Annotated in this window: 23 protein-coding genes and 7 pseudogenes; 10 read left to right on the top strand and 20 right to left on the bottom strand. The window is 69.2% G+C overall.

Annotation, left to right across the window (positions count from 1 at the left end; translation table 11 throughout):
* Positions 1-33: 33 nt before the first annotated feature.
* From AC3IYI_RS40915 to AC3IYI_RS40885, 7 genes are read right to left on the bottom strand one after another with little or no spacing between them, the layout of a single operon-like run.
* A complete protein-coding gene (locus AC3IYI_RS40915) occupies positions 34-1,539 on the bottom strand; it encodes a complex I subunit 4 family protein (RefSeq protein WP_489412118.1) in 1,506 nt (501 codons plus the stop codon).
* A gap of 3 nt (positions 1,540-1,542) precedes the next feature.
* The gene (locus AC3IYI_RS40910; RefSeq protein WP_489412117.1) at positions 1,543-3,420 is read right to left on the bottom strand and encodes an NADH-quinone oxidoreductase subunit 5 family protein; all 1,878 of its coding nucleotides are present in this window, start codon (positions 3,418-3,420) and stop codon (positions 1,543-1,545) included.
* Positions 3,421-3,427: 7 nt separating this feature from the next.
* Positions 3,428-3,733: an NADH-quinone oxidoreductase subunit NuoK gene (locus AC3IYI_RS40905; protein ID WP_489412116.1), complete on the bottom strand. Its 306-nt coding sequence runs from the start codon at positions 3,731-3,733 to the stop codon at positions 3,428-3,430.
* Positions 3,730-4,293, bottom strand: a complete 564-nt coding sequence (locus AC3IYI_RS40900) for an NADH-quinone oxidoreductase subunit J (RefSeq protein WP_489412263.1) — start codon at positions 4,291-4,293, stop codon at positions 3,730-3,732. Before AC3IYI_RS40900 ends, AC3IYI_RS40905 begins: the two co-directional genes overlap by 4 nt.
* 2 nt (positions 4,294-4,295) lie before the next feature.
* Entirely contained in the window at positions 4,296-5,225 is a 930-nt protein-coding gene (locus AC3IYI_RS40895; RefSeq protein ID WP_489412115.1) for a complex I subunit 1 family protein, read from the bottom strand.
* The gene (locus AC3IYI_RS40890) at positions 5,218-6,669 is read right to left on the bottom strand and encodes a hypothetical protein (protein ID WP_489412114.1); all 1,452 of its coding nucleotides are present in this window, start codon (positions 6,667-6,669) and stop codon (positions 5,218-5,220) included. The genes AC3IYI_RS40895 and AC3IYI_RS40890 overlap by 8 nt, the downstream gene beginning before the upstream one ends.
* Positions 6,660-7,016, bottom strand: a complete 357-nt coding sequence (locus AC3IYI_RS40885) for an NADH-quinone oxidoreductase subunit A (RefSeq protein WP_489412113.1) — start codon at positions 7,014-7,016, stop codon at positions 6,660-6,662. The genes AC3IYI_RS40890 and AC3IYI_RS40885 overlap by 10 nt, the downstream gene beginning before the upstream one ends.
* A 532-nt stretch (positions 7,017-7,548) precedes the next feature.
* On the opposite strand from AC3IYI_RS40885, the gene AC3IYI_RS40880 reads away from it, so the two are divergent.
* The 3 genes and pseudogenes from AC3IYI_RS40880 to AC3IYI_RS40870 all read left to right on the top strand — a co-directional run.
* Complete coding sequence (locus tag AC3IYI_RS40880) at positions 7,549-8,400, top strand: IS5 family transposase (RefSeq protein WP_489412112.1); 852 nt, start codon at positions 7,549-7,551, stop codon at positions 8,398-8,400.
* 591 nt (positions 8,401-8,991) lie between these two features.
* Entirely contained in the window at positions 8,992-9,351 is a 360-nt protein-coding gene (locus AC3IYI_RS40875) for a transposase family protein (RefSeq protein WP_489412111.1), read from the top strand.
* A gap of 132 nt (positions 9,352-9,483) precedes the next feature.
* A pseudogene (locus tag AC3IYI_RS40870) lies at positions 9,484-9,644 on the top strand (IS110 family transposase); the annotation flags it as partial.
* A 22-nt stretch (positions 9,645-9,666) separates the two neighbouring features.
* Here AC3IYI_RS40870 and AC3IYI_RS40865 read toward each other — a convergent pair.
* Positions 9,667-11,030, bottom strand: a pseudogene (locus AC3IYI_RS40865) (IS701 family transposase).
* Between AC3IYI_RS40865 and AC3IYI_RS40860 the strand changes: the two are divergent.
* A complete protein-coding gene (locus AC3IYI_RS40860) occupies positions 10,964-12,178 on the top strand; it encodes an IS110 family RNA-guided transposase (RefSeq protein ID WP_489412110.1) in 1,215 nt (404 codons plus the stop codon). The pseudogene AC3IYI_RS40865 and the gene AC3IYI_RS40860 overlap by 67 nt on opposite strands.
* Before the next feature lie 446 nt (positions 12,179-12,624).
* On the opposite strand, the gene AC3IYI_RS40855 is transcribed toward AC3IYI_RS40860, so the two are convergent.
* The gene (locus tag AC3IYI_RS40855) at positions 12,625-13,023 is read right to left on the bottom strand and encodes a subtilase-type protease inhibitor (protein WP_489412109.1); all 399 of its coding nucleotides are present in this window, start codon (positions 13,021-13,023) and stop codon (positions 12,625-12,627) included.
* Positions 13,024-13,575: 552 nt separating this feature from the next.
* Between AC3IYI_RS40855 and AC3IYI_RS40850 the strand changes: the two genes are divergently transcribed.
* Positions 13,576-13,905: an STAS domain-containing protein gene (locus AC3IYI_RS40850; RefSeq protein ID WP_489412108.1), complete on the top strand. Its 330-nt coding sequence runs from the start codon at positions 13,576-13,578 to the stop codon at positions 13,903-13,905.
* Positions 13,906-14,019: 114 nt separating this feature from the next.
* Here AC3IYI_RS40850 and AC3IYI_RS40845 read toward each other — a convergent pair whose 3' ends face one another.
* On the bottom strand, positions 14,020-15,291 hold the full coding sequence (locus AC3IYI_RS40845; RefSeq protein WP_489411967.1) for an IS256 family transposase: 1,272 nt from the start codon (positions 15,289-15,291) through the stop codon (positions 14,020-14,022).
* A 147-nt stretch (positions 15,292-15,438) separates the two neighbouring features.
* Between AC3IYI_RS40845 and AC3IYI_RS40840 the strand changes: the two are divergent.
* A pseudogene (locus tag AC3IYI_RS40840) lies at positions 15,439-16,500 on the top strand (transposase); the annotation flags it as partial.
* Positions 16,501-16,674: 174 nt separating this feature from the next.
* Here the strand turns inward: AC3IYI_RS40840 and AC3IYI_RS40835 are convergent.
* From AC3IYI_RS40835 to AC3IYI_RS40825, 3 genes and pseudogenes are all read right to left on the bottom strand, one after another.
* Entirely contained in the window at positions 16,675-17,229 is a 555-nt protein-coding gene (locus AC3IYI_RS40835) for a transposase (protein ID WP_489412107.1), read from the bottom strand.
* A 98-nt stretch (positions 17,230-17,327) separates the two neighbouring features.
* Positions 17,328-17,552 (bottom strand): annotated as a pseudogene (locus AC3IYI_RS40830) (IS3 family transposase); the annotation flags it as partial.
* Between the two features lie 71 nt (positions 17,553-17,623).
* The gene (locus tag AC3IYI_RS40825) at positions 17,624-18,025 is read right to left on the bottom strand and encodes a transposase (protein WP_489412106.1); all 402 of its coding nucleotides are present in this window, start codon (positions 18,023-18,025) and stop codon (positions 17,624-17,626) included.
* Here AC3IYI_RS40825 and AC3IYI_RS40820 point away from each other — a divergent pair.
* The gene (locus AC3IYI_RS40820; protein ID WP_489412105.1) at positions 18,015-18,368 is read left to right on the top strand and encodes a transposase; all 354 of its coding nucleotides are present in this window, start codon (positions 18,015-18,017) and stop codon (positions 18,366-18,368) included. The genes AC3IYI_RS40825 and AC3IYI_RS40820 overlap by 11 nt on opposite strands.
* Here AC3IYI_RS40820 and AC3IYI_RS40815 read toward each other — a convergent pair.
* A complete protein-coding gene (locus AC3IYI_RS40815; protein ID WP_489412252.1) occupies positions 18,343-18,819 on the bottom strand; it encodes a hypothetical protein in 477 nt (158 codons plus the stop codon). The genes AC3IYI_RS40820 and AC3IYI_RS40815 overlap by 26 nt on opposite strands.
* 271 nt (positions 18,820-19,090) lie before the next feature.
* Between AC3IYI_RS40815 and AC3IYI_RS40810 the strand changes: the two genes are divergently transcribed.
* Both AC3IYI_RS40810 and AC3IYI_RS40805 read left to right on the top strand, forming a co-directional pair.
* The gene (locus tag AC3IYI_RS40810; RefSeq protein ID WP_489412104.1) at positions 19,091-19,294 is read left to right on the top strand and encodes a helix-turn-helix domain-containing protein; all 204 of its coding nucleotides are present in this window, start codon (positions 19,091-19,093) and stop codon (positions 19,292-19,294) included.
* A 78-nt stretch (positions 19,295-19,372) separates the two neighbouring features.
* Positions 19,373-19,669 (top strand): hypothetical protein, encoded by a 297-nt coding sequence (locus AC3IYI_RS40805; RefSeq protein WP_489412103.1) that lies wholly within the window; start codon positions 19,373-19,375, stop codon positions 19,667-19,669.
* Positions 19,670-19,709: 40 nt separating this feature from the next.
* Here AC3IYI_RS40805 and AC3IYI_RS40800 read toward each other — a convergent pair whose 3' ends face one another.
* Positions 19,710-20,267, bottom strand: a complete 558-nt coding sequence (locus AC3IYI_RS40800; protein ID WP_489412102.1) for a hypothetical protein — start codon at positions 20,265-20,267, stop codon at positions 19,710-19,712.
* A gap of 279 nt (positions 20,268-20,546) precedes the next feature.
* Entirely contained in the window at positions 20,547-20,996 is a 450-nt protein-coding gene (locus AC3IYI_RS40795) for a DUF6233 domain-containing protein (protein WP_489412101.1), read from the bottom strand.
* Positions 20,997-21,054: 58 nt separating this feature from the next.
* Here AC3IYI_RS40795 and AC3IYI_RS40790 point away from each other — a divergent pair, with 58 nt between their 5' ends.
* Positions 21,055-22,407: an endonuclease domain-containing protein gene (locus tag AC3IYI_RS40790; protein WP_489412100.1), complete on the top strand. Its 1,353-nt coding sequence runs from the start codon at positions 21,055-21,057 to the stop codon at positions 22,405-22,407.
* Between the two features lie 208 nt (positions 22,408-22,615).
* On the opposite strand, the pseudogene AC3IYI_RS40785 reads toward AC3IYI_RS40790, so the two are convergent.
* From AC3IYI_RS40785 to AC3IYI_RS40770, 4 genes and pseudogenes are all read right to left on the bottom strand, one after another.
* Positions 22,616-22,753: pseudogene (locus AC3IYI_RS40785) on the bottom strand (IS3 family transposase); the annotation flags it as partial.
* A gap of 75 nt (positions 22,754-22,828) precedes the next feature.
* Positions 22,829-24,189: pseudogene (locus tag AC3IYI_RS40780) on the bottom strand (IS30 family transposase).
* 4 nt (positions 24,190-24,193) lie between these two features.
* Positions 24,194-24,781 (bottom strand): annotated as a pseudogene (locus AC3IYI_RS40775) (IS3 family transposase); the annotation flags it as partial.
* Between the two features lie 19 nt (positions 24,782-24,800).
* The gene (locus AC3IYI_RS40770; RefSeq protein ID WP_489412099.1) at positions 24,801-25,130 is read right to left on the bottom strand and encodes a transposase; all 330 of its coding nucleotides are present in this window, start codon (positions 25,128-25,130) and stop codon (positions 24,801-24,803) included.
* Positions 25,131-25,136 lie beyond the last annotated feature (6 nt).

The following is a 25,136-nucleotide window of genomic DNA, read 5'->3' as shown; positions in this document are numbered from 1 at the left end:
CCAGGGTGCGTGCGGTTGCGTTGCTCAGGGGGTTCATCGGGCCAGCAGCTCCAGGACCGTGCGGGAGGCGGGCTCGACGACGTCGAGGACGAAACGCGGTGCCACGCCGATCACCACGGCGAGCAGGAGCAGCGGGACGACGGCGGCGCTCTCGTGGGCGCGGATGTCGGGGAAGGCGCGGGGGGTGCCGGGTGCGGCGGGGAGGCGGAGCGGCCCGAGGAAGATCGTGGACAGGGCGCGCAGGAACAGTCCCGCGGTGAGGAGGATACCGAGGAGGGAGAGCGTGGTGGCGACCGGGCGGGGGCCGAGGCTGCCGGTGAAGATCTGGAACTCGGCGATGAAGCCGGAGAAGCCCGGCAGGCCCAGGGAGGCGAAGGCGGCGACCGCGGTCAGCCCGGCGAAGGCGGGCGCGGGGCCGGCGAGTCCCGAGTAGGCGCTCATCTCGTAGGTGCGGCCCCGCTCGTAGAGGACGCCGGCCAGGAGGAACAGCGCGCCGGTGAGCAGTCCGTGGCTGACCATCTGGACCACGGCTCCGTTGACGGCCAGGCTCCTGGCCTGCGCGGAGTCGGCGCCGGCGACTCCGGCGGCGCCGATCGCGAGGATGATGTAGCCCATGTGGTTGACGGAGGTGTAGGCGATCATCCGTTTGAAGTTGTCCTGGGCGAGGGCGACGAGGGCCCCGTAGAGGACCGAGACGACGCCGATGACGACCAGGACGATCGCGTAGCGGCGCCAGGCGTCGGGGAGCATCGGCATGGCGATGCGCAGGAAACCGTAGGTGCCCATCTTCAGCAGGACTCCGGCGAGGATCGCGGAGCCGGCGGTCGGGGCCTCCGTGTGGGCGAGCGGCAGCCAGGTGTGGAAGGGGACGGTCGGGGTTTTGATCGCGAGGCCGATGCCGAGGGCGAGCAGGACCAGGGAGGCGTAGCCCGAGCGGGCCGCGAGGGGGTTCTGGCGGGTCAGTTCGACGATGTTGAAGGTGTGCGGGGACGCGGCCAGGTAGAGGCCGATGAAGCCGAGGAGTAGGGCGAGCGAGCCGATGAAGGTGTAGAGGAAGAACTTCAGAGCGGCGCGGGCGGCGTCCTTGTGGCCCCATCCGGCGATGATGAAGTACATCGCCACGATCGACAGGTCGAAGAAGACGAAGAACAGGATCAGGTCGAGGGAGACGAACACCCCGAGACAGGTGGTCTGCAAGAAGAGGAAGAGCGCGGCGAACTCCCGGGGCCTCTTGTGCTCCCGCAGCGAGTACAGCGCGCAGAGCAGGAACAGCAGGCAGGTCAGGGCGAGCATCGGCAGCGAGAGGCCGTCGGTGCCGACGTGGTAACTCACCCCCGCGCTGGGGATCCAGCGCGCACGGGTCTCGTACTGCATGCCCCTGCCGGTGTCGTATCCGGCCCACAGGGCGATGACCAGGGCGAGTTCGGCGGCGGTGGCCGTGATCCAGATCCCGAGGGCGGCCGTGCGCGGCGTACGGGCGGGCAGCGCGAGCAGCAGCAGCGCGGCGGCCGTGGGCAGGAAGAGCAGGGTGGTGAGCAAGGTTTACCTCACGAAGGCGAAGACGACGGCGAGGACGGTCAGGGAGCCGACGGCCTGGGCGAGGTACTGGTGCAGCTGCCCGGTCTGCGGGCGGCGGGCAAGTCGGCCCAGGGCCCGGGTGGCCGCGGCGATGGCGGTGACCGTGCCGTCCAGGGACCGCTCCACGAAGGTGTCGGTCCAGCGGGCGGCGCGCAGGGTGGCACTCGCGGTGGCGTCCACGGCGCGGTCCAGGACCCGCTCGTCGAAGACGGCGGCGATCTGGGCGAGGAGCATGACGGGCCAGACGATCACGGTGCGCGCCACCGCCTCCAGGTACAGCCAGTTCGTGAACCAGGCCCGTGCGGAGCAGGCGACCGGCACCGGCCGAGCACCCCAGGTCCAGGCGGCGGCCGCCGCGAGCAGTGCGAGGCCACCGGACATGGCCAGCTCCCAGGCGTGGGGCACGGGGGTGTCGGCCGTGGTGCCGAGGACGCGTTCGACGCCGTCGCGCAACGGGGCGAACGCCCAGGCGCCCAGGGCCGCGCAGCCGAGCGCGAGCACTCCCAGTGGCCATCGGGTCGAGGGTGCGACGTGCCGGGTGCCGGGCTGCTCGGTGTCGTAGCCGCTTCCGTCCTGCCGGGCGGCGGGCTGCCAGACGAACCACAGGGCCTTGGCGCAGTAGACGGCCGACAGCACGGCGGCGGCGAGTGCGGTGGCGTAGAGCCAGGGGTCGCGCTCCAGTGCGGCGGCCAGGAGGAGGTCCTTGGTGGCCCACAGGGCGAGCGGCGGAAGGCCAGCCAGGGTGAGGGCGGCGACGGTGAACGTGACTCCGGCGGTACGGTAGCCGCGGGCGGCCCCGCGCAGGGCCGGCAGTGCCTTGGTCCCCAGGGCGGTGAGCCACAGTCCCGCGACGAGGAACAGCAGGCTCTTGGCGGCGGCGTGCGCGATGAGCTGCAGGGTTCCGCCGGTCAGCGAACCGACTCCGGCGGCCAGGACCATGAAGCCGATCTGGGCGCAGGAAGACGCGGCGAGCAGCTGCTTGAGGTCCCTCTGCGCTACGGCGACCAGTCCCAGGCCGACGGCTGTAGCCGCGCCGGTCCAGGCGACGACGGTGGCACCCCAGCCGGACGCGTCCAGGAGCGGTCCCGTGCGCAGCAGCAGGTAGGCGCCCGCCACCACCATCGTCGCCGAGTGCAGCAGCGCCGAGACCGGGCTGGGGCCTTGCATGGCGCGGGAGAGCCAGAAGGAGAAGGGAAGTTGGGCCGACTTCCCGAACGCGGCCGCGATGATCCCGGCGGTCAGCACGTTCAGCCAGGGCTGGGCGGCGTACGGAATGTCGGTGAAGGCGAGCGAGGCGGACTGGCCGCCGGCCAGTGCGGCGCCCGCCGCGAGGTACAGGCCGAGGTCCGCGGTGCGGGTGGTGAGGAACGCGGTGTTCGCCGCGTCGACCCGCACCGGGTTGCGCCACCAGTAGCCGATCAGGGCCCAGGAGGTGGCGCCCATGATCTCCCAGCCGACGAGCAGGACGGGCAGGGAGGCGGCGGTGACCGTGATCAGCATGCTCCCGGAGAACAGCAACATCAGGCCGTAGAACCGGGCGCGTGCTTCGTCCCGGCCGAACTCGGCGGTGGAGACGAGCAGGACGGCCAGGGTGATCGCCGCCACGGTGACGGCCATCAGCCCGGACAGCCCGTCGACCGCGAGACGGATCGGCAGCCGGTCGAGGAAGGGGGCCGCCGCTTCAGGGTGTCCGAAAGCGGCGGCGGCGGCGAGGCCGAGGCCACCGCAGGCAGCGGCCACGGCGATCCACGGAGCGGCGGCGTCGGCGCGCCGCCCGGTCACCGTGAGGCAGGCGCCGACGGTCAGCGGCAGGGCGATCAGCGTCCACAACAGGGAACTCAACGCGCGCTCACTCCTTCAGCTCCGCCGCGGCGTCGGTCATGTCGATCTCTCGGGCCCGGAACAGCGCGGTGACGACGGCGAACCCGATCGACATCTCCAGGGCCATGGCGGTGAACGCGACCACGACCAGGACCTGCCCGTCGTCCGAGGCGGGGGCGATGTAGTGCCAGGCGGCGGACGCGGCAACCATCACGCCGCCGAGCATCAGCTCCAGGCCCATCATCAGCATTACGATGGACTGCTGGGTCAGCGCACCCCACAACCCGACGCAGAACAGCGCCGAGGCCAGCACCATGAACAGCTCCAGGCTCATCGGCCGACCCCTCCCCGCACCGGATCGGCGGGGGGACGCTCGCGCAGGTCGTCGCCGAGCCGGTCGTAGCGGCCGCGTCCGGTGGCCAGGGCGACGGTCGCCACGATCGTCGCGAACAGGCCCGTCCCGAGCGTCATCATGGTGAGCATGTGCGGTCCCATCAGGGACAGCCCGAGCGCCTTCGTCGGATCGGTGGCCGGCCGGCCCGCCTTCTCCGGCCAGTCGACCAGGAAAATCACCACGACCAGCAGGACGAAGATCGCCCCGGAGACGGCCAGGGCCCCGTTCCGGTTGTGGATCATCGTCATCGGCATCAGCCCGGCCGGGTTCATCATGTAGGCGACCATGAAGACGGCCATGATGGCCATCTCGATCGTCATCATCAGGACGACGACCACGCCGAGATAGTCCAGGTCCAGCAGGATCAGCTCACCGGCCACGCACAGCAGCGAGGTCAGCAGGGCGAAGGTGGCCCGGGCCATCGAGTCGTAGCGGAAGACCCAGATCCCGCTGACCACGGCCAGAACGGCTAACGCCCAGGCCGCCACGTCACCGAGCAGGTTCATCGGTTCAACACCACCACGGCCACCACCAGGGCTTGCAGGATGGAAAGCGGCAGGAGCACGACCCAGGCGACTTCGAGGTAGCGCTCCATGCGGATGGTCGGCACCTGGCGCCGCACCCCGACCAGGAACACCAGCACCACGGCCGTCTTGACGATCGTCCAGGCCCAGCCGGGCAGCCAGGGGCCGTGCCCGCCACCGAGGAAGAACGGCACGCTGAACGCCGCGGCGACCACCAGCAGCAGCCACCGGCCGCCCCGGAAGAGGATCCGGTCGACGCCGGAGTGCTCGGCGGCGGCCCCGCCCGCGATATCGGCGCCCACCGGTTGGTCGAAGGGCCCCCAGAAGGCCATCGCCAGCGCGCTCAGCAGATAGATGACGAACGCCACCGGCATCCACACCACGTACCAGAGCCCGGCCTGGTCCCGGACGATGTCACCGATGCGCAGCGATCCCGCGGCCAGCGCGACCGTCGTGATCGCCATCATGTGGGGCAGCTCGTACGCCAGGCCCTGGGACAGGAAGCGGTATCCGCCGATGAGGGAGAGCGTCGAGTTCGGCCCCCATCCGGCCAGCCAGACCGCCGCCCAGGCCAGTGCCTCCATGGCGTTGAACCAGACGACGCCCTCCGGGAGATCGCTCACCGAGCCGAACCCGACGGGCAGCACCACGGCCGCGAGCACGGCGGCGACCGGCAGCAGTACCACTCCGGCCCGCAGCAGCAGCACGTCGTCCGAGCGCGTCCGGCGCGGCTGCTTCACCAGGAGCCGAGCCACTTCCCGTACGGGTGAGGCGGCCGTTCTGAGCGAGCCGCCGGCGAGAGCGGCGTCGAAGGCGGCGACCGCGAGGGCCGCGAGAACCAGTGCGAGGGGCAGCACGAGGACGGTCCACAGGGGCGCAGAGTCGGCGCCCCCGACGGCCTCAGCCATGGTTCATCCCGGCCAAGTTGCTTTGAGTGTAGGCGAGTTCGTCGAGATCGGGGTCGAGGCTGGCCACGATGACGCGGGCGCAGGCGAACTCGGCGCCCTGCAGCATGTGCGGCAGTACGCCGAGGAGCGCGGCGGACGCGGGGATCGCGCCGGCGACAGTGCCGCGCGGCCCGTCGCCCTCCTCGGGATCCAGCGTCCCGGTGTCCCCGCACCCTGCGGCAGCCAGCCCGACTTCGTCCAGCCAGCAGCGCATCCGGTCGTAGGCGTCCCCGCCGGCGGCCAGCGCGGGCCCGGTCACCCCGGCGGCCCGCGCCTGGTCCGCGCCGAGCGGCCCGATGCCCGCCATGAGGCGGCGCAGGGTACGCGATCGCTCCGCCCGCCGGATCAACGGACGGACAGCGGTGAGCAATTCTCCGGCCTCAGCCCCGGCGAGAGCTTGGCGGCGGGCCCGCCGCGCGCGGACCACGAGGTCGTCCCAACCGGCCACGGCGAAGAACCGCCCGAGACTGTCGAGATGCGCGGCACACAGCCGCCGCGCCGCCTCCCCGCGCTCCACCCGCTCTCCGGCGGCCGCCCGCAGCCACGGCTCGCTCCAGTACGGGTACGGGGCGGCGGCGGCGTGGTGCGCCGGCGCGAGGGGTTCGACCGCGGCCTCCCGCACGACGTCGCCCTGGAGGGTGAGCCTCAGCAGCAACCCGGTCGGCCAGTCGGCCAACGCGGGCCCCAGCGGCACGTGCAACCGGTCGAGCTTCAGCCCGTCCCTGTCCTCGGCCTGCGAGGCCATCGGGAACCCGTTGACGTCACCGCCGTGGTGCATGTGGTGACCGTGACCGCCCATGTCGTGCCCGCCGTGCATGTCGTGGCCCTCGTGGCCGCCGTCCACCGCGACGGCACGCCCGGCGTGGGCATCGTGCCCCGCGTGTTCGCCGTGGCTCATGTCGTGGCCGGAGTCCGGATCCGGCGCATCCCCGTGAGCGTCTCCGTCGGTATGGCCCTCGTGACCCGCGTGCTCGTCATGCCCCTCGTGCGCGTCGACGCTCATGTCGTGCCCGGCGTGGCCCCCGTGGTCGTGGCCACTGTGGTCGTGTTCACCGCCGGCCGGCCCGTTCGCCGGAGCCGGGATCCGCGCCTCCGGCGCCAGAAGTGCCGCGCTTCCCCGGTCCAGCACAGCCGCCGCCTCCGCCGCGTGCCGAACCACGACGCGCGCCCTCGGCACCGGCATCGCGTTCCACAAGGCCTCGGCCCAGTCCTCCGGTCCGGAGGAGCCGGACTCGCCGACCACGACGAGCAGATCCGCCTGCGCGGGACCCAGCACGAGCGGCCAGCCCCTGCGTCGCAGCTCGTCCTCGACGGCCAGACGCGCCCGCGTCGCTCCGGGGCACACCGCGAGCAGAACCCCTGGACGGGCTGCGGCAATGCGCAGCAGGGCGTCCCTCAGCTCCACCGGAACGCCCCTTCCCGCCAGGCGTACGCCACCGCGGCGAGCAGGATGTAAAGGAAGAGGAACATCTCGACGACGGAGGAGGTGCCGACTTCGGTCACCACCCTCACCCACGGGTACATGAAGAGCATTTCCATGTCGAACGCAAGGAAGATCATCGTCACCGCATACCAGCGGATGTGGAACCGCGAGAAAGGGTGCTCCGTCGGTTCGAACCCGCCGCTGAACGGCCCGGTGTGCAGCGGCTGACGCGCCGCCGCCAGCACCGTCCCCGCTCCGTAGAGCAGGGCGACCGCCCCGACGACCACACCCAGGAGCAGCAGAACCGGCTGCCAGTCAGAATTCTCCACGCAGGCCTCTCCTCGCGCCCTCGGGCGTCCACCGAGGGTCAGAGTGCCAGCATCCAAACCATCAATTGCCAAACGCCACGAAGAAGCACATACCTGCCCTCGATTGGCGCCGCCAAGTGACCGGTGAGGGAAACGGCTCGGCCGCCCCACGCGTCGTCGCGCGGAGCGGTCGAGCCGTTGGCCCTCTGTCGGCCTATGTCGCTCTGGGTCAGGCGGCAGCCTTGAAGCCGCGCAGGCGCAGCGAGTTTCCGACGACGAAGACCGAGGAAAAGGCCATCGCGGCGCCCCGCGATCATCGGGTTGAGCAGGCCCAGCGCGGCCAGCGGGAGGGCTGCCGTGTTGAAGCTTCCCCTTGATCGTGGACACCTGGAGAATGGGACGTGAGGGTTCCAGAGGGAGTAGTGCCAGGTGGGAAGTAAGACCGACCGGCAGTAGGCCTCGGAGTCGATCGCGATGCGGAGGCGACAGCGGAACGGGCACAGGCCTACGTGATCATGGAGTTCTCTACGCTCTGTGACCGCGAAGGACGACTGTGTCCGCGCTGCCATCATGCCTGCTCGAACCCGCTTGGGACCAGTTCAGGGCCCTGTTGCCGGATCGGGCCGAGTTTGACCCAGGCCATCCGCTCGGCTGCCATCGGCGGCGTATACCGGACCGCGTCGTGTTTGACCACGTCATCCAGGCCCTGGTCCACGGCTCCGGCTACGAGCGCATCTCCTCGCCAGGATGCTCCGACCGAACGATCCGACGCCGCGTCACCTTGTGGGCCCAGATGGGGATCACACAGATGCTTCACCGGATCGCCCTGGAAGCGTACGATCGCATGATCGGACTCGACCTCGGCGAGATCTCCGTCGACGGCTGCATCACCAAGGCCCCGTCCGGCGGCGAGAAGGCTGGGCGCTCGCCCGTCGACCGGGGCAAGCAAGGACTCAAACGCTCCGTCGCCTCCGACGGCTGCGGCGTTCCGATCGGGATCGTCTCCGACGGCGCCAACCGGCACGACTCACCGCTACTCGGGCCAACCCTGGAAGCCGCCCGGGAGCAGGTCGGAGCACTCCCGGAGGCCGTCAACATCAACCTCGACCGCGGTTATGACAGCGCCAAGTCCCGTGTGTTGATAGCCGAGTTGGGGTTCACTGCCGAGATCGCCCGCAAGGGCGTGCCGGCCCCGATCCAGGCCGGCAAGCGCTGGGTCGTGGAGCGCACGCACTCGTGGATGAACGACTACGGCAGGCTGCGGCGCTGCACCGACCGGAGCGGCGAGGTCGTGGACTTCTACCTCTACCTCGCCGCCGCTCTCGTCACGCTCCGCATGCCGATCCGGCGCTCGACGAGCCGCTACCGCTGGGACAACCGACCCACAACCCGACGCCTCAAGTGACCCATTTGCCGGTCGGGCTTACTCTCAGCTAGCGATCAACACCTACGAAAATCTTGGCAGAGCCGTTCCTTTCACAGTCCCCCGGAACCTCAGGAACGGGACTAAAGACCTGTCCGGGTGGGGCCTTATGGCTCGGGATCCTGGGGGCTGGGGTTCGTAGGATTGCCGGTGAGTCGCATGGCCTCCTCTTGTCTGAGACTCGAAACCCCCGTGGTTTGGAGTGGCTGGGAAATCAGCCCCTCCAAGTGGCCCCCAGGACATCTGCCAATTCCCCCGGCTTTGTTCTGGGGGCTTTCATGTTTTGCACGTGTGATACCGCGCAAGCCGGGGTTCCCCCAGGGCAGGTCCCCGGAGTGTTCCCGAGATGTCGGGTTGGTCTGTGTGGGTGACGGCCGGTGTGTGGGTACGAAGGCATGAAGAGAGCACGGCACTCGTGGATCATGGGGTTTTCTAGGCTTCACGATCTGCAGGGGTGCCGTGCTCGTCACTCCATCTTCTCCGATGTCCTTCGCGTCTGGGTATGTGCACTGCCCTGCGCCTTCGCAGGCTGACGCGGGTGCGGTCGTTCCCGACGGGCTACTGCGTGCGCTGGTGCAGGTTCCCGATCCGCGTGATCCGCGTGATCCGCGCGGGGTGCGCTACCGGCTGGCGACACTGCTGGCGATCGGGGTCTGCGCGATGACCACCGTCGGCCACAACTCCATCGTGGCGATAGGCGAATGGGCCCGCCGCTGCGATCAGCAGGTCCTGGCCGACCTCGGCTGTCCCTTCGACCCGATGCGCGGCCGGATGCGGTGTCCCGATGAGACCCTGCGTGACGCCTACGGCAAGGTCGATCCGGGCGAGCTGACCCGGGCCGGCTACGAGCGCCTGGCGGCCTTGGCCGAGAACGAGGCGGCAGCCGGCGCACGGGGGGTCGCCGGGTCCGTGGGGTGCCGTCACAGACGCTGATGAGAGACCCGGCCACCGCCCGGTCCGGCGCAATGCCGGGCACAAGCGTGGGCGGCAGGTCTGCATAACGTGGATGCGCGAGCACGGTGCCGCCGCCGAGGCCGGCACGGTCAACCACCCGGGAGGGGTGCGATGTTAGACACCGGCGATGTGGGCGTCTTCCTGGGTATGGACGTCGGCAAGACCGCCCATCACGGCCACGGGCTGACGCCACGGGCAAGAAAGTCTTCGACAAGCCGATGCCCAACAGCGAACCGAAACTGCGGGCCGCCTTCGACAAGCTGATCGCGAAGTCACGGCAGCTGTAGTTCGTGATCATGGCTGGTCGTGACGGTGGTGTCGTTGCTGGTGGCAGGCGGTTGCGACGGCCTGGTGATGGCGTCTGAAAGCGATCCAGTCAGGACGTGGTCACGGTCGCGGGCTGGCGGGGGTAGCACGAGGGCCCGCAGGAGACGGATGAGCTCGGGACAGGTCAGCGGGACAAGTCCAGGCTGCGGCTCGGAGTCTTCATGGACGGCTGCGGCCGTGAGGGCGAGGACGGCGGCGGCGATCAGGGAGAACAGTGACCAGCGCATCCAGGAGTTCCAGCAGGTCACCTGGCCCTGGTCGAGCCCGGTGAAGCCCTTGGTGAACTGGAAAGCTTCCTCGATCCTCCACCTGCGGCCGATCACTTCCACCAGCGTGGCCAGCGAGACGTCGCCGGGCGCCCAGCAGCGGAAATAGGACACCTCACCGGTGTAGCGATGCCGGCGCGCGACCAGCACACTCGCCCCGGCCGCGTTCTCGTTCTCGTTCTCGTTCTCGTTCTCGTCGGGAGTGTCGTCGGGGCGGACGTCGGGCCAGGCCCAGTCGTACTCGCGGGTGCCCTTGGTGCCGTGTCCGGTCTGCCGGCGCATCCACTGCCCGGGCCGCACTCTGTTGATCAGTTTGCGGGCCTCCCGGCGGTGGCCCGCCCCGTCGGTGACCTGGTACGAAGCCGGGACGGCGACCGCATAGCCGAGCCCCAGCGAGCGTATGCCCCGACGCAGTTCACGGCCGCAGTACACCTCGTCGCCCGCGAACCAGCGGGCTGCGATCCCCGTGGCGAGCGTGTTGGCGACCATGGCCAGCGCCTGCTGCGGTTTCGTCGCGAAGACGATCCGCTCCGGCACCCCGGCGGCCTCGCGGCGTTCCTCGTCTGCGGCCCAGTCCGCCGGGAGGTACAGGACCCGGTCAATGATCACCTTCGTGGTCGCGGTGACCGCCGCCAGGTGCACCGCCACCTGGCACAGACCCACACCACCGATCGCCCCCGAGTACTGCCTGCCGGCTCCCACACAGTCCGTGGACGATTTCGCATCCCCCGTCTCGTCCACCACCAACACCACTTCCTGCCCGGCAAGTTCATCGACGACCAGACCGACAATCTCCCTCCGGGCCAGGCCGTGATCGAACCGGGCCCGAGACAACAGGTGCTGCAACCGGTGAGGTCCCGGATGCCCCAGCGCCTGCCCGAGAGTCCAGCAATTGCGCGTATCCAGCTCCAGCAACAGCCCCGTGATCAGCTCCGCCGCCGTCGCACGTGCCTCACACCGTGCGAAACAGCCCGCGACCGCCTTCATCGCCCTTCCGAATGCCTCGCCCCACACCCGCTCGGTTACCATGGCCTCCATGGCCACCGCGTCTTGATACGTCGTCACAAACGTTCATGATCACGGTGGCCGCCCTCACACCCGAACCCACCCCGGCAAGCCCCCGAACAGCGAAAACAACGGAACTACAGCTGCCGTGGAAGCTCGGCACCGTGCTGGTGATCGTGGACCAGCCCGCATCGATCGGCGCCCTGCCGCTGACCGTCGCCCGTGACGCAGGCTGCGAGGTCGCCTACCTGCCCGGACTCGCGATGCGGCGGATCGCCGACCTCTACCCGGGAGAGGCGAAAACCGACGCGAAGGACGCCGCGGTGATCGCGGACGCCGCCCGCACCATGCCGCACGTCCTGCGGTCTTTGGAGCTGACCGACGAGATCACCGCCGAGCTCACGGTACTGACCGGCTTCGACCAGGACCTCGCAGCCGAAGCCACCCGCACCAGCAACCGGATACGCGGACTGCTCACCCAGTTCCACCCGTCGCTGGAGCGCGTGCTCGGGCCCCGGCTGGACCACCCGGCCGTCACCTGGCTCCTCGAACGCTACGGATCCCCGGCCACACTGCGGAAAGCCGGCCGTCGCAGACTCGTCGAACTCATCCGTCCGAAAGCCCCGCGGATGGCCGCCCGGCTGATCGACGAGGTCTTCGACGCTCTCGACGAACAGACCGTCGTGGTCCCGGGAACCGGGACCCTCGACATCGTGATCCCGTCCCTGGCCGCCTCCCTCGCGGCAGTTCACGACCAGCGCCGGGCCCTGGAAGCGCAGATCAGCACCCTGCTGGAGGCCCACCCTCTTCACCCGGTCCTGACCTCGATGCCGGGAGTCGGCGTCAGGACCGCCGCCGTCCTGCTGATCACCGTCGGCGACGGCACCAGCTTTCCCAGCGCCGCCCACCTCGCCTCCTACGCCGGCCTCGCCCCCACAACAAGATCCTCGGGGACCTCGATCCACGGCGAACACGCACCACGAGGCGGAAACCGGCAGCTCAAACGCGCCATGTTCCTCTCCGCCTTCGCCTGCATGAACGCCGACCCCGCCTCCCGCACCTACTACAACCGGCAAAGAGCCCGCGGCAAAACCCACACCCAGGCACTCCTGCGACTCGCCCGCCAACGCATCAGCGTCCTGTTCGCCATGCTCCGAGACGGCACCTTCTACGAGTCCAAAACCCCCACCATCACCCTCACCACATGACCACCCCAAACAGCCCCATACCCAGCACCACGTTCTTGACGAAAGACATAGAGACACCCCCCCCGGAATCTCCGCCAGCTCCACCCCACGCAACGACACCGAACCCCACCCCTGAACACAACGACGGCCTGCACAACCCCAGCGGAGTCGTACAGGCCGACGTCACGCAGACCCTCACCGATTTACCAGCAGGGTCCGACACCGGGCGGGGCCTCACACATGACGTGGCATCAGCGGCGCGCAGGCCCGGTGACGCACCGTCCCGGCTCGCGCCGCCGCACTCCGCCAGAACGGGTCAGGCCATGAGCCGGCGAAACGGCAGGCCTGCCCGCGCCCCGCCAGGCTGCCCGGCACCGGCGCCGGGGCAGCCCCCGGGCGCCGTGGACTGCTTCGTGGAGCTGCAAGGCCGGGAACAGGCGGTGCCGCCCGGGTGAGGGATACGGCCGTCAGAAGGAGAAGACGGCGCCGGCCGTGGAAGCCCGCATCTGGCAGGCGTTGGTGAACGTGTGCTGCCAGGAGACCCTCCTGCCCTCCCACACCCCGTCCGCGGTCACCGTGACAGGCGTCCACTCCACCGAGCACTGCTCCTGCGCGCCCGGCAGGACGAGCTGGTCGAACGCGGCTCCCGTGGCGCGCAGCTGGGAGCACGCCGCCCGCACGGCAGGATGCGTCCCTGCCGGCCGGGGCGCACACGAGAGGGTCACCGCACGGTCCACCACCGTCGTCGCGGCATCTTCCCCGGCGCCCACCGACAGGACCAGAGCAGACGGCGCGTACAGGCCGGCGGGCTGCGCCTGGGCGGTGGCACCCGCCCCGGCGATAAAGCACACAGCAGCAGCTGCCACGGCAGCAGTCAACACGACGGAACCCTTGACGGAACGGCGCACAGCAGAACTCTCCTTCACCAGCAGAGGACGGGGCGACTTGCGCCAGGAAACATTCCACAGACCCGCCCCGCCCGCACCAGCCGGGCACAACAACGAGACACCCAGGCGACCGAACGGTCATCTGGCCAGGCCAGAAGGCATCCTGCTCCGCCCCGCCACATACACCAGCCACATTGGCCTAGGCCAAAGCATGCCGCCCGCCAGCAAGAACACACCCGCCCCACACGCGCACCGGCAGACTTTCGGCCGGAAATGCAGGCCCCTCAGGCGCTGCCCGCAAAAAACTCCCGCCAGCCCACCCGTCTGCCGGAAGACTTGCGTCGCAGTACTGCCGCGAAGCGGTCCGCAGCGCTACGGTGACCGCCGTGCCGAGCCGTCACCCCCTGCACAACCGCGACACCCTCACGCCCCCTCCACCCCCAGCGCACCACCAGCCCGCCGGCCCTCCCGGACCAGCCAGACCCTGCCCACCCCCCGCGGACAGCCCGCGCCACAGACGCGGAGACCAGGATGAACGCGACCGTCCAACCGCTGCCAGACGAGAACGGCAGACGCATCATCCTGTGCTCCGGCGAATTCGACACCGATACCATCCCCGCCCTGCGAGCGGAACTCCACGCCGCAAAAACCCATCAGGCCACCCGGGTAATCATCGACGTCAGCCAGATCACCTTCGCCGACTCCACCTTCCTCAGCACCCTCATCACCGGCCACCGCACCCTCAGCCTCATCCTCGCCGGCCCCATCCCCCCACACCTCAAGAAAATCCTGGCCATCACCCGCCTCGACAGCATCCTCACCATCACACCCACCCTGCAGACAGCAGCCGACCACCCATAAGCTTGATCTTTAACCTCGCCCGTCATCCGACCTGCTGATGTCTGCCGTTTCCGGGAGCGCGCGACGCGGCCGCCCTCCAGGGTGTGTCAGCGATCTTGTGTAAGTCGTCTGGTGTTATTGGATGCTGAGCCGGTCCTCGAAGAAGAGTGAGAACTGGTTCAGTGCCTCTTTCCAGTGTGCGGCGACGTGGTTCGCGTCGCGCGCTTTCGGGTTGATCTGCTCGCGGACCGCGAGGTAGAGGACCTTTAACGCGGCCTGCTCCGAGGGGAAATGGCCTCGATTTCGAGTGGCCTTGCGGAGCCGGGCGTTCATGGATTCGACCATGTTCGTGGAGTAGACCACGGTCCTTATGGCCGGCGGGAACGCCAGGTAGGGCGTGAACTCCGGCCAGGCCGACCGCCAGGTCCGGACGATCGCGGGATAGCGTTCTCCCAGCTGAGAGGCCTCGAAAGCATCGAGGGCCTGCTCGGCCGCGGTCTCGGTCGGGGCTGTGTAGATGGCCTTCAGGGCCGGGACCAGCTTGGGGTGGTCCCGCGACGACGAAAGCCTGAGCGAGGCTCTCGTCAGGTGGATCACGCAGGTCTGGACGGTGGCTTTGGGCCAGGTCGCGGTGACCGCGTCGGGCAGGCCCTTCAACCCGTCACAGACCACGATGCAGACGTCCTCGATGCCCCGATTTCGTAGCTCGGAGAGGACCGCCATCCAGGTGGTGGCGCCTTCACCCTCGGAGCCGACCCACAAGCCCAGGACGTCTTTGCGGCCGTCCATGTCGACGCCGACGGCCAGATAGACCGGCTTCGAGGTCACCGAGCCAGAGCGGATCTTCACCCACAACGCGTCGATGTAGATGATCGGCCAGACCGCGTCCAAGGGCCGGTTCTGCCAGGTCACGAGCTCGTCGATCACGGCGTCGGTGACCTTGCTGATCAGGTCCGGGCTGACCTCGACCCCGTAGATCTGGGCGAGGTGGGAGCGGATGTCGCGCACGCTCATGCCGCGGGCGTAGAGGGAGAGGATCCGGTCGTTGAACCCCGCCAGGCGGCGGGCGTTCTTCGGTACCAGCCTCGGTTCGAAGTCGCCGTTGCGATCCCGCGGCACCGCCAAAGTGACCGCGCCGGCGTCCGTCAGCACCGTCTTGGACGAGGTCCCGTTGCGGGAGTTCCCCGACCCGTGACCTGCCAAATCTCCGCGTTCGTAGCCGAGGTGTTCGCTCATCTCGGCTTCCAGGGCCCGCTCCAGAACGGCCTTGGTGATCTCCGTCAGCAGCCCGCCCTCACCGAGCAGAGCCGCCCCCGAGGAGTCAGCCTTGTCGAGCAGCCGCTCGACCACCTCGTCAACCGTCTTGTCGTCGGCCACGGACGCGGCCGCTCCGTTTTTGTCTGCCATGACTCGTCCGATCCGCCTGGCCCACAGGCCCGAGGCCGAGCCCCGGGCCAGGCTTCCACATCACGGACTTACACGAACTTTCAGACACGCTCGCCCTCCACGCTTCGAGATGTCGAGTAACGAAGTGTCGAGGAACGGCCGCTGAGGATGAGTTTCCCTGTCGATGTTCCCGCCGTCGAGGCGTTGGGTGTCCTGTCCCGCTTTCGTGTTGGGTTCTACGAGTGCCTGTATGCCCGTGCGGATGCGCTCTTCGAGCTCACCGACGCGGTGCTGTGCACGGAGGGGCCAGTCAGGTCGCTGGTCGAGCTGACGCTGACGGCCGAGCACCGGCGCGGGCATGGTGCGATGTACGACGCGGTCAACCACGGCTGGCTGGAGCCGCGCCGCCTGCGCAGACTGCTGGCCTCGACGCTGCTGCCGAGGGCGGCCGACGGGCGGATCGTCCTCGCAGTCGACGTGAGCAACTGGCTGCGGCCCGACTCGCCCACCAGCCCGGACCTGCTGTTCTGCCACGTATACGGGCGAGGGCGCAGTGCTGACCAGATGATCCCCGGCTGGCCCTATTCCTTCGTCGCCGCCCTGGAAACAGGACGCACCTCATGGACCGCCGTGCTCGACGCGATCCGCCTGGGCCCGGCCGACGACGCCACCGCGGTAACCGCCGGCCAGCTCCGCGAGGTCGTCGGCCGGCTCCTGCGGGCTGGCCAGTGGAAGCCCGGCGACCCGGACATTCTCATCGTCGTGGACTCCGGCTACGACGTCACCCGCCTCGCCTACGTACTGGCGGACCTGCCCGTCGAGCTGGTCGGCCGACTGCGCTCGGACCGGGTCATGCTCCGCGACGCAGGCCCGCGACGTTCCACCTCGCGCGGTGGGCAGCCCCGCAAGCACGGCGGCGTGCTCACCTTCTCGAAGCCGGACTCCTGGCACACCCCCGACCAGGCCGCGACCTGCGACACCACCCGCTACGGCCGAGCCGAAGCCCTCGCCTGGGACCGCATGCACCCACGCCTGCAAGCCCGCGGCCCCTGGCTCGACCACTGCGGTGAACTCCCGCTGATCCACGGCACATTGATACGACTGAAGGTCGAGCGCCTGCCCGGCGACCGCGCCCCGAAACCGGTCTGGCTGTGGTCCTCCAAGACCGGGATGACCGGCGGGGACGTCGACCTGCGCTGGCAGGCGTTCCTCCGGCGTTTCGATCTCGAGCCAATGCCGTTAGGTTAAGGGCCGGGTGGGGGTGGTATGAGCGTGGGGTTGCGGGGTGGAGTGGGTGCCTGCCGGTCGTCAGGCTTCTTGATGAGGTATCGGGAGATGATGCGTTTGATGACACGAGGACTCGTCCGCGGTCGCCTGGGTGGGTTCACGTTGGCGAGGAGTTCATCAAGCATCAGGTGGGCAGGGCTGAGGTGATGAGGGGGAAAAGTCCGCCGGAGGCATCAAGGCGATGCGACGGGCGGCTCGCAGGCAGGTGGTGAAGGACAGCCGGTCGGGGTCGAGGGCATCGGCGTTGGCGCGGGCTGCTTCGAACATGTGCACGCGCAGTGCGTAGTGCACGAGCAGGTGGCCCCAGATCTGTTGGAGGATTCCGTCCACGGTCTTGCTGGCCAGGACCGTGCCCGCTCCGATCTGCTGGGTCTTGAGTTCTTTGAAGGTCGTCTCCACTTCCCACCGCTCGGTGTAGAGGGCGGCCAACTCCGCTCCGGGGTAATACTCATGGTCGAGCAGCGTGGTCAGCAGCGTGTAGGTTTCCTGACCCTCGTCGAGTTGGTAGCGCAGCGCGCGGACCTGGATACCGTGCTCCCGTCGACGGTCCTGGTACCCGTAGATCGTGGTGATCCAGGACCCGTCGGGCAGCAGCCGGTCAGGCTCGAGTTTGTAGCGTTGGCCGGCCAGCCGCAGGAGAAGATCGGCACCGGAGGCCTGCCAGGCGCGCATTTCCGACCCGGTCCGGTGGCGGTGAAGTTCCGCTGGAACAGATCAGGAACCGGTGAGGCTGAGGGGTCTGGGACGGTGGTGCGGACGCGTCTGCGCAGGCGGATGCCGGTGATGGAGAACGTCCGCATGACGCGGGCGACCCGCTTCTCGTTGACCTGCCGCCCTTTCTCCCGGAGCTCGGCGGTCACTCGCGGGGAGCCGTAGGCGCCGCCAGACTCGCCGTGGATCCTACGGATCTCCTCGGCCAGGAATCGGTCCTCCCGCTGTCGGGTGACCCGGGCCTCGGCACCGGCGAGCCACTTGTAGTAACTGGACCGGTTCACGTCCAGGACTTGGCAGAGCCGCTTCACCTCGTAGGTGTTCCGGTGGTCGTCAACGAACTGGAAGCGGCTCCTCACCAGTTCGTCTCTCCGGCGAAATACTTGGCCGCCTTGCGGAGTATGTCCCGCTCAGTGGCGAGCTTGCACTCACTTGCCTCAAGCTCGGCCACCCGGGCCTCCAGCTGCCGGACCCGCTCGTCCGGATCAGCGGACGGCACCGCCGCCTGAGGCCGGGCGTCCGGCTTCGCGACCGCGGCGGTGACCCCACGGCGTTCGCGGTCCCGCAGCACCCACTCACGCAGGGTCGCCCGGTTGACACCCAGGTCAGCGGCGATGCTCTTGTACGTCGCCCCAGGTGTGGACTCGTACAGGGCCACGGCATCGGCCTTGAACTCGTCCGAATAGTCCTTCATCGCCATCGGCGGTCTTCTCGCTTCCTCCGGATCAAGCAGATCCAGTATCAGCGTGTCCACCACTCAGGGGGAGCCCCCCCGTGCCCGCTACCGGAAGATCAGCCTGGTCTGGGCCGACGGCGGCTACACCGGCCGCCTGGTCGACTGGGCGAAGGAGACACTCCGGCTCACGCTGGAGATCGTCAAACGCAGTGACGACATGAGCGGGTTCGTGGTGCTTCCGCGCAGGTGGGTGGTGGAGAGGACGCTGAGCTGGCTGATGCGCTCGCGGCGCCTGGGCCGGGACTACGAGACCCGGCCCGAAAGCAGCGAAGCCGCCGCCCTGTGGTCGATGACCATGCTCATGGGGCGCCGCCTCGCCCGCCACCGGAGCCGAAACGTCACCCGGCCACCCGCCGCGGCGTGAACACCCCAGGACGCTCCTCGGCCAGCCAGCCCCGCTCCACCAGCCGCTTAACCTTCGACCGCACCCCCTCAACCTTCGCCGGCACCCCCTCCAGACCCAGCCGCCCGGCCAACTCCCGTGCCCGCAGCCCGGACCCGCCCGCCTCCGCCTCCAGCACGCCCACCAGCCGCTGGTAGTCCGGCGCGAGCGCCTCCACCGCCAGGCCCTCCCGCCAGTGCGGCACCACCGACCCCGCCACCGGCGCCTTCGCCACAGCCGCCTCCGCCTCCGGCGGCTGTTCGGCCTCCGGCTCCGGCGCGGCCAGGGCCTCGGCCAGCTCCACGCGGGCGATGGCCCGCCGCTCCAGCACCGCCTCCGCCTCCGCAAGCTCGGCCAGCACCCGCTCCACCTCCTCGCGAAGCTCTTCGACCCGAACCTGCGCAGCCGTCTCGCGTGCTTCCAACAAGCCCATGACCGAAGCCATCGACGACCTCCGTGTCATCCCGACAAACGTGACGGTGAGCTTGTTCCGCTTTGACGGGCACCTTTGGTGTGGTGGTCAGGCCGCGAGAGCGGTCTCGTATTCAGCGGGACTGCGGTAGCCGAGCCCAGGGGTGAACAAACCGTGAGCCAGCGGGGCGTATGAAGGTTTGTTCACCCCTGAACGAACCGGTGGTGAACCGCGTCGCGGAAGGTTTGTTCAGGGGTGCTCGGACCGTTCTCCGGGAGGGTAGGGGGTAGGTATGAGCGAGACCTCGTACGGCTTCGACGCTGCCCGGTTCCGTGCCGCCCGGACGGCCGCCGGCGCTTCGGTGGCCCGGATCGCGAGGGCGGCCAAGGTGAGTGAGCGCGCGGTGAGTCTCTGCCTGGCCGGTTCCCGTACGCCACGCCTGGCGGTGCTGGCGCTGCTGGCGAAGGCGGTACGGGTCGAGCCGGCGGAGTTGTGAGCGGTGGCGGGGGAGACTCTGGCGCACCTGCGGGTGTTCACGGGAAGTAGCCGGGCGGAGATGGGCCGGGAGCTCGGTATGGCCGAAGCGACGTACCGGGAGCCGGAGACCACCGGGCGCAGGGGCCGTCTCGCCTGCGGCCGCTACAGCTACGAAGAAGGGTGGTGGGTGGCCTGGCAGGAGTGGGCGCCGCCGAAGCAGGAGTGGGCGCCGCCGAAGTTCGGCGTCACGGCCGAGCGGCTTGCGTCCGCCGAACAGCGCACCCGTGAGGAGTACGAGGCCGAGCGGGAGCGGCGGTGGCAGCGCCTGCGCGAGGCCGACCCGGCCTCCGCCGCCAGGATCGAGGAGCTGGGGCGGGCCCTGCGGGGACGGTGACCAGGGTCCTTGCCTCTGCGCCCCCTCCGGGCAGACTCCTTCACGACGTGCCTTCGTCGCGGCGGCGGCGTGCGTCGAGGGATTGCTGGCGACGGTGGGCTTCTTGGACCGCGCGCCTGTGCTTGTCCACGGTGTCGGTGGGGTGGCCCGCGCGTGCGCGGAGGTCGGCGGCGAGGAGCTTGTTGAAGGCGCTGCTGTTGTGGCTTTCGGCGTACTCGAGCATGTGCGGGAGCGCGGTGAGCTCTCCTTCCCTCAGGTGCAGGTGGGTGAGGGGGTTGGAGGCTGCGGAGGCCACGGCTTCGTGTACGCGGTTCTCGTAGGCCAGCTTGTGGGCGTTGTCGAAGCGGACCTGGGGCTTCTTGTACAGGTAGGCGGCGGTCCCGGTGGGGAGGTAGAGCGCCATGCGCTCCAGCAGGGCGGGGAAGTCCTGGCCCTGTTGCCGGTAGTACGGCTGCTCGCTGCTGCCGGCTTCGGCGGGGTCGAGACGGAAGGAGTCGACGAATGCCGCGACCCTTCGGGGCTCGGGCAGTAGGCCGGCGCCGAGCCACCGGCGCCGGACAGGTAGTCCTCCTGGTTGGTGACGGCGTAGAAGCACCATCCCGAGGTGCCCGCCCAGTGAAGTCCGTAGTCGCCCCCGCTGTACTGGTCCTGGAATACAGCGGTGAACGAAATGCTGGCCTCGACGTCGAGGAACTCGCCGTCCGCGTCGCGCCATGGCCCGCAGCTGTGGATCCCGGTCACGGGCAGGCCGGCCTCCAGGAGGTGCTCGGCGACAGCGACGGCGTATTGGCCGGCGTATGCCACCAGCTCGGCCGACATCTTCGGAGTGGTCGGGGGAGTCAGGGGAGTTCCCTTTCGGTGTCGTGGTGCAGGTGGTTCAGCCGGCTGATGGTAGTGAGGTGGCGGCTTTGCATTGGTGGCAGGGGACGGTGCGGGGTTGCTGGAGGGCGTCGAGGGCTTGGTCGAGATCGATGGGAACGCCGGGCTGGCAGCCGATGATGTGGATGAGGCGGGCTCCGGGGTGGCCGGGGCGGTGGGGCAGGTTCTGTATCGTCCACGCCTGACGGGCAACTCCGCGTCCTGCAGCGGCTGGTGGGCGGGTCGGTACGGTGCTGTAGTCGCCGCCTTCGATGGGGCGGACGTGGCTGGCGTCCAGCCATACGGCGTGTTCCACGGGTTCTGGGCGGCCGTTGCTTGCGGCTTGCCAGAGGGTGATGGCGACGCGGTACTGCCAGCCGTCGGGTGCGCGCCGCCGTTCATACAGGGTGGCGCGAAGTTCCTGGCCGTCGGGCAGGACCACGATCACACGGGCATTGGCTGCGGGCATCGGCTCCTCCTCACCCCTGGCCTGCATTCTATTCGGGGCCGGCCGTTAGCCTGTTGGTATGTCGGAGCTTGCCATCGACGGCCGCACGGGCGGCCTGATCACTCTGGGCGCCGCAGACGCTCTGTGGGCTGACTTGACGACTGGCAGCGCCGTGCCGACGGCCCCTGCAGCGTTCACCGCTTTCCCTGCCGATGTCCGGGTGGGGTATGTCCTGCTCGGTGGCTGTGTAGTGGCGACGGTGGAGACCGACGGCCGGTGGGGTGTTCCGGAGATCGAGGTGCGCCGGGCGGGGGCAGAACTGAACGCGGTGGAGATGGACCGCCAGGACCTGGTTCGCATCGGCCCGTTCCGGCCCGTGCCGCGCCAGGAACAGAACGAGGGAACACCGCTGCGTTGGCGCCGGCGCATCACCCAAGAACTGCAGGGGCTGGGCGATCTTGAGCGGGCGGCACGGCGCGACGGGGGCCGGCCGTGTCATCTGGCGGGGATCGACTGGCGGCGGATCCTCGTGGAGCAGGCCCGCGACCGCACTGTGCGGACGTGGTGGCTGCCGCGTGCCGTGGTCAGGCTGCTCGACGGAGCCGAGCACAGCGAAAGGTGGTGGCTGCAAGCCCAAGCCGCGCAGGCCCGCCGGGCAAGCGAAGCCGTCCCCGAGCCGGCCTCCCCCCGCCGGCAGGCACGGGCCACCGACAACCGGCGGACGACGGGCCCCGACTGCCCGCCTGCCCCACTGCGTCCGTACACCGGGGAGTTGGAAGGGCACCTGTACTCGGTGCTCAGCAGGAAGCCCGGCATCTCCGGCAAGGTGGCCGCGTGGACGTGTGCTGTCTGCGGCACCGTGCCCGCCGCTGTACTCGACCACTGCCACGAACACGGCTACGTCCGCGCCCCGGTATGCCAGTCCTGCAACACCCAAGAACGCCCCGACCACCTGTACAGCAACGACATCCGCGTCGCTGACCGCTACACACGCCTCCTCGACACTGACACCGTCGACTGGCTGCACCACTGGCACCGCTGCCCCGGCTGCCGCGCCCGCACCACCCTGCCACTGCCCCACCTCGCCGCATGGACCGCACACACCGCCTGCCGACCACTGCGCCCCACCCACCACACCCACGGCTCCCGAGGGCGCACACCCTGCGGCGTGCTGCGCGTGTCCTGGACGGGCAGCCAGAACACTCCCCGTTCCTGCCTGCTCACCGTTACCGTCGACTTCTGCCCCTCCGGCGAGCACCGTGTCCTGGCACAAGTCCCCTACCGCGAAGCCGTCGAGCGGTTTGGTACTTGGCTGGCTGAGACCGCCCCTGCCGTGGCCGCCGCGGCCGGTCCCGACCGCCTCGACGGCCTGCCCGCCCGGTCCCGGCCAGTGATCGCGGACACCAGCGGCGAGGGCCTGGCGCTGTTCTGAGTGGGATTTCCCGGTCTCATGAATGTGGCGGGATTTGTCCGGGTCTGGGATAGGTGAGCCTTCCACAGTGGGTCGGGAGTGTCCATCCGCCGGTCGGGGCCCGGGCTCGTGAAGCGCTCGCGCCGTTTCCGGCTGGCGCTGGCCGGTGTCCTTGTCATGGGGGCGGTGCTGGTTCTGAAGTTTCCCCGTGATCGTGGACACTCGGTGTCTACGCTGCGAGGGTGTGCTGGTGTCGCTGCTTGGTCTCGGCCGGGGTGAGGTAGCCGAGGGTCTTGTGTTTGCGCAGGCGGCGGCGGTTGTAGAAGGTCTCGATGAAGTTGAAGACGTCGGCGCGGGCTCTGGCCCGGTCGGGCCAGATGCGGGTGCCGATCTCTTCTCGACTATCTTGTTGCGGAGTTCGGCTGATGTGTATTCGGCGAGTTCAACCGATCGATGCAACACCAGGTTTTTGAAGTGAGCGTAGTTGCTCTTCGAAGACTTCGGCGGGTGTCTTCCACCCGAGGATCTTGCGGGGCCGGCTATTGAGTGCGTATGCGACGGCTTCGAGGTCTTCGGCGGACCACCGAGACAGGTCCGTGCCTTTCGGGAAGTACTGTCGCAGGAGCCCGTTGGTATTCTCGTTCGTCGGTCGCTGCCAGGGCGAGTGGGGGTCAGCAAAGAACACCCGCGTCCCGCTCTCCATGGCGAACTGGGCGTGACCGGAGAGCTCCTTCCCGCGGTCCCAGGTGAGGGTCTTGCGTAGCTGCTCGGGCAACTTGGTCATCGACTCCGTCAGTGCCGCGTTCATCGCGACGGCCCCGTATCCGCCGAGCGATGGCCCGTTCTTCACATACGGTTCCTCGCCCCAGCCATCCAGCCGTGGCAAATGGACCAAGAGCGTGGACCTGCTGCTGCGCTCGACGAGCGTGCCGATCGCGGACCTACCCGTCCCAATGATCAGGTCGCCCTCCCAATGGCCAGGGACAGCACGATCGTCGGCCTCGGCCGGGCGCTCACTCAAAACGACATCAGCGGTGACGTGGCCCTGCCGCTTGTTTCGGGACCGCGTCCTTGGCTCCCGCAGCGCACGGCCCGTGCGCAGACACGTGACCAGCTCGCGCTTGAGCGCGCCCCGGCCCTCGATGAACAGCGACTGGTAGATCGCCTCGTGGCTGATGCGCATGGACTCATCATCAGGGAAGTCGACCCGCAGCCGGCGCGCGATCTGCTCCGGGCTCCATGCCGTCGACCACCGCCTGTCCTGGCGGCGGGGCTTGTTCAGTCCCTTCCACGGTGCCGTCGCAGGACCTGAAACGATCGTGCCGTCGGGCCGACGGATGTCACCGGCGAGCCGGTCCTGCACATACTCACGCAAACGGTCGTTGTCCACGAGCTTCGCCGTCTTTGGGCGCTTCGCGGCCTGCTGCGCCTTCCACTGGGCTACCACAGCGCGGTAGACCGGCTTGCCGCTCCTGGTCGCGGCGTTGCGACGCAGTTCGCGAGAGATCGTTCCCGGAGCTCGCCCGATCGTGCGGGCGATCTCACGCACGCTCTTGTCCTGAGCTTTGAGCACTGCAATCTCCTCACGCTCGGCGAACGACAGGTACCGGCCCGAGGGCTCGTCCAGACTCAGCGGCGCCATCCCGCCAGCGTGTCGGAACCATCGGATCCCGACCGTGCCGACACCCCGACCTCCTCGGCAGCCTGGACAGAAGTGATCCCCGAGGCGATCAGGCGCCAGAAGTCTCGTTGCACAGCGCGCGATGGCTCAGGCCGGCCCGGTGAGCGCATCGGCGGCCGCATCGCCCTATCCGCAGCCCAATGCCGACGCAGACCTGCTGGCGGCTGCGACCCTTGCTTCCTCGGCAGACCCATTACACACCTCCATGATCACGAGGTGTTGCGACGACCAGTTGAATCCACCTTCGCTGCCGCGGTCGCTGTGTATGACGCATCCGGGGCGGAGTCCGGCGCGGCCGTGGGCCATCTTCAGGGCGTCGGTGACGAGGGAGGCCCGGTGGTGGTCGGCCATGGCGTAGCCGACGATCTCGCGGGTGGCCAGGTCCAGCCAGCAGGCGAGGTAGAGCCAGCCCTCGGTGGTGGGGAGGTAGGTGATGTCGCCGACCAGCTTGGTGCCGGGGATCTCGGCGTGGAAGTCGCGGCCGATCAGGTCCGGGGCCGGCCGGGCCTTCTTGTCCGCTCGGGTCAGCGAGCGCCGCTTGCGGCGGGTGACGCCCTGGGTGCCGGCCTGGCGCATGATCCGGGCGACGCGCTTGTGGTTCACCCGCCGGCCCCCACGCCGCAGCTCGGCGTGGATCCGCGGGACACCGTAGGTCTTGCGGGACGCGATGTGGAGCACGGTGATCTCGTGCGCGAGCGCCTCGTCGGCCGCCTGGCGGGCCTGGCGGGCGGCTTCACCTTCGCACCAGGCGTAGTAGGAGGAGCGAGCGACCTTTCACCGCCCGGCACAGCAGGGTCACCGGATAGCAGGCCTTCTCCGCGTGGATGAACCGGTACAACTCGCTCACCGGTCGCTCTCCTTCACGAAGAAGGCCGTCGCTTTTTTCAGGATCTCGATCGTCTGCTGCTGCTCTCGGGTTCTGCCTGCGCAGGCGCTTGAGTTCCTCGCGTTGGGCACTGGTCAGCTCGCCCGGGGCCCCCTCGCCACGGTCGGCCTGCTCGCGCCGGACCCAGTTGCGCAGACTCTCCGGACTGACCCCGAGCTCCCGGGCGACCTCCGGCACTGAACC

This window comes from Streptomyces sp. GL_148 (assembly GCF_057834205.1).
Note: the sequence above shows the minus strand (reverse complement) of the source record. Positions and strands in the feature narration are given on the sequence as shown.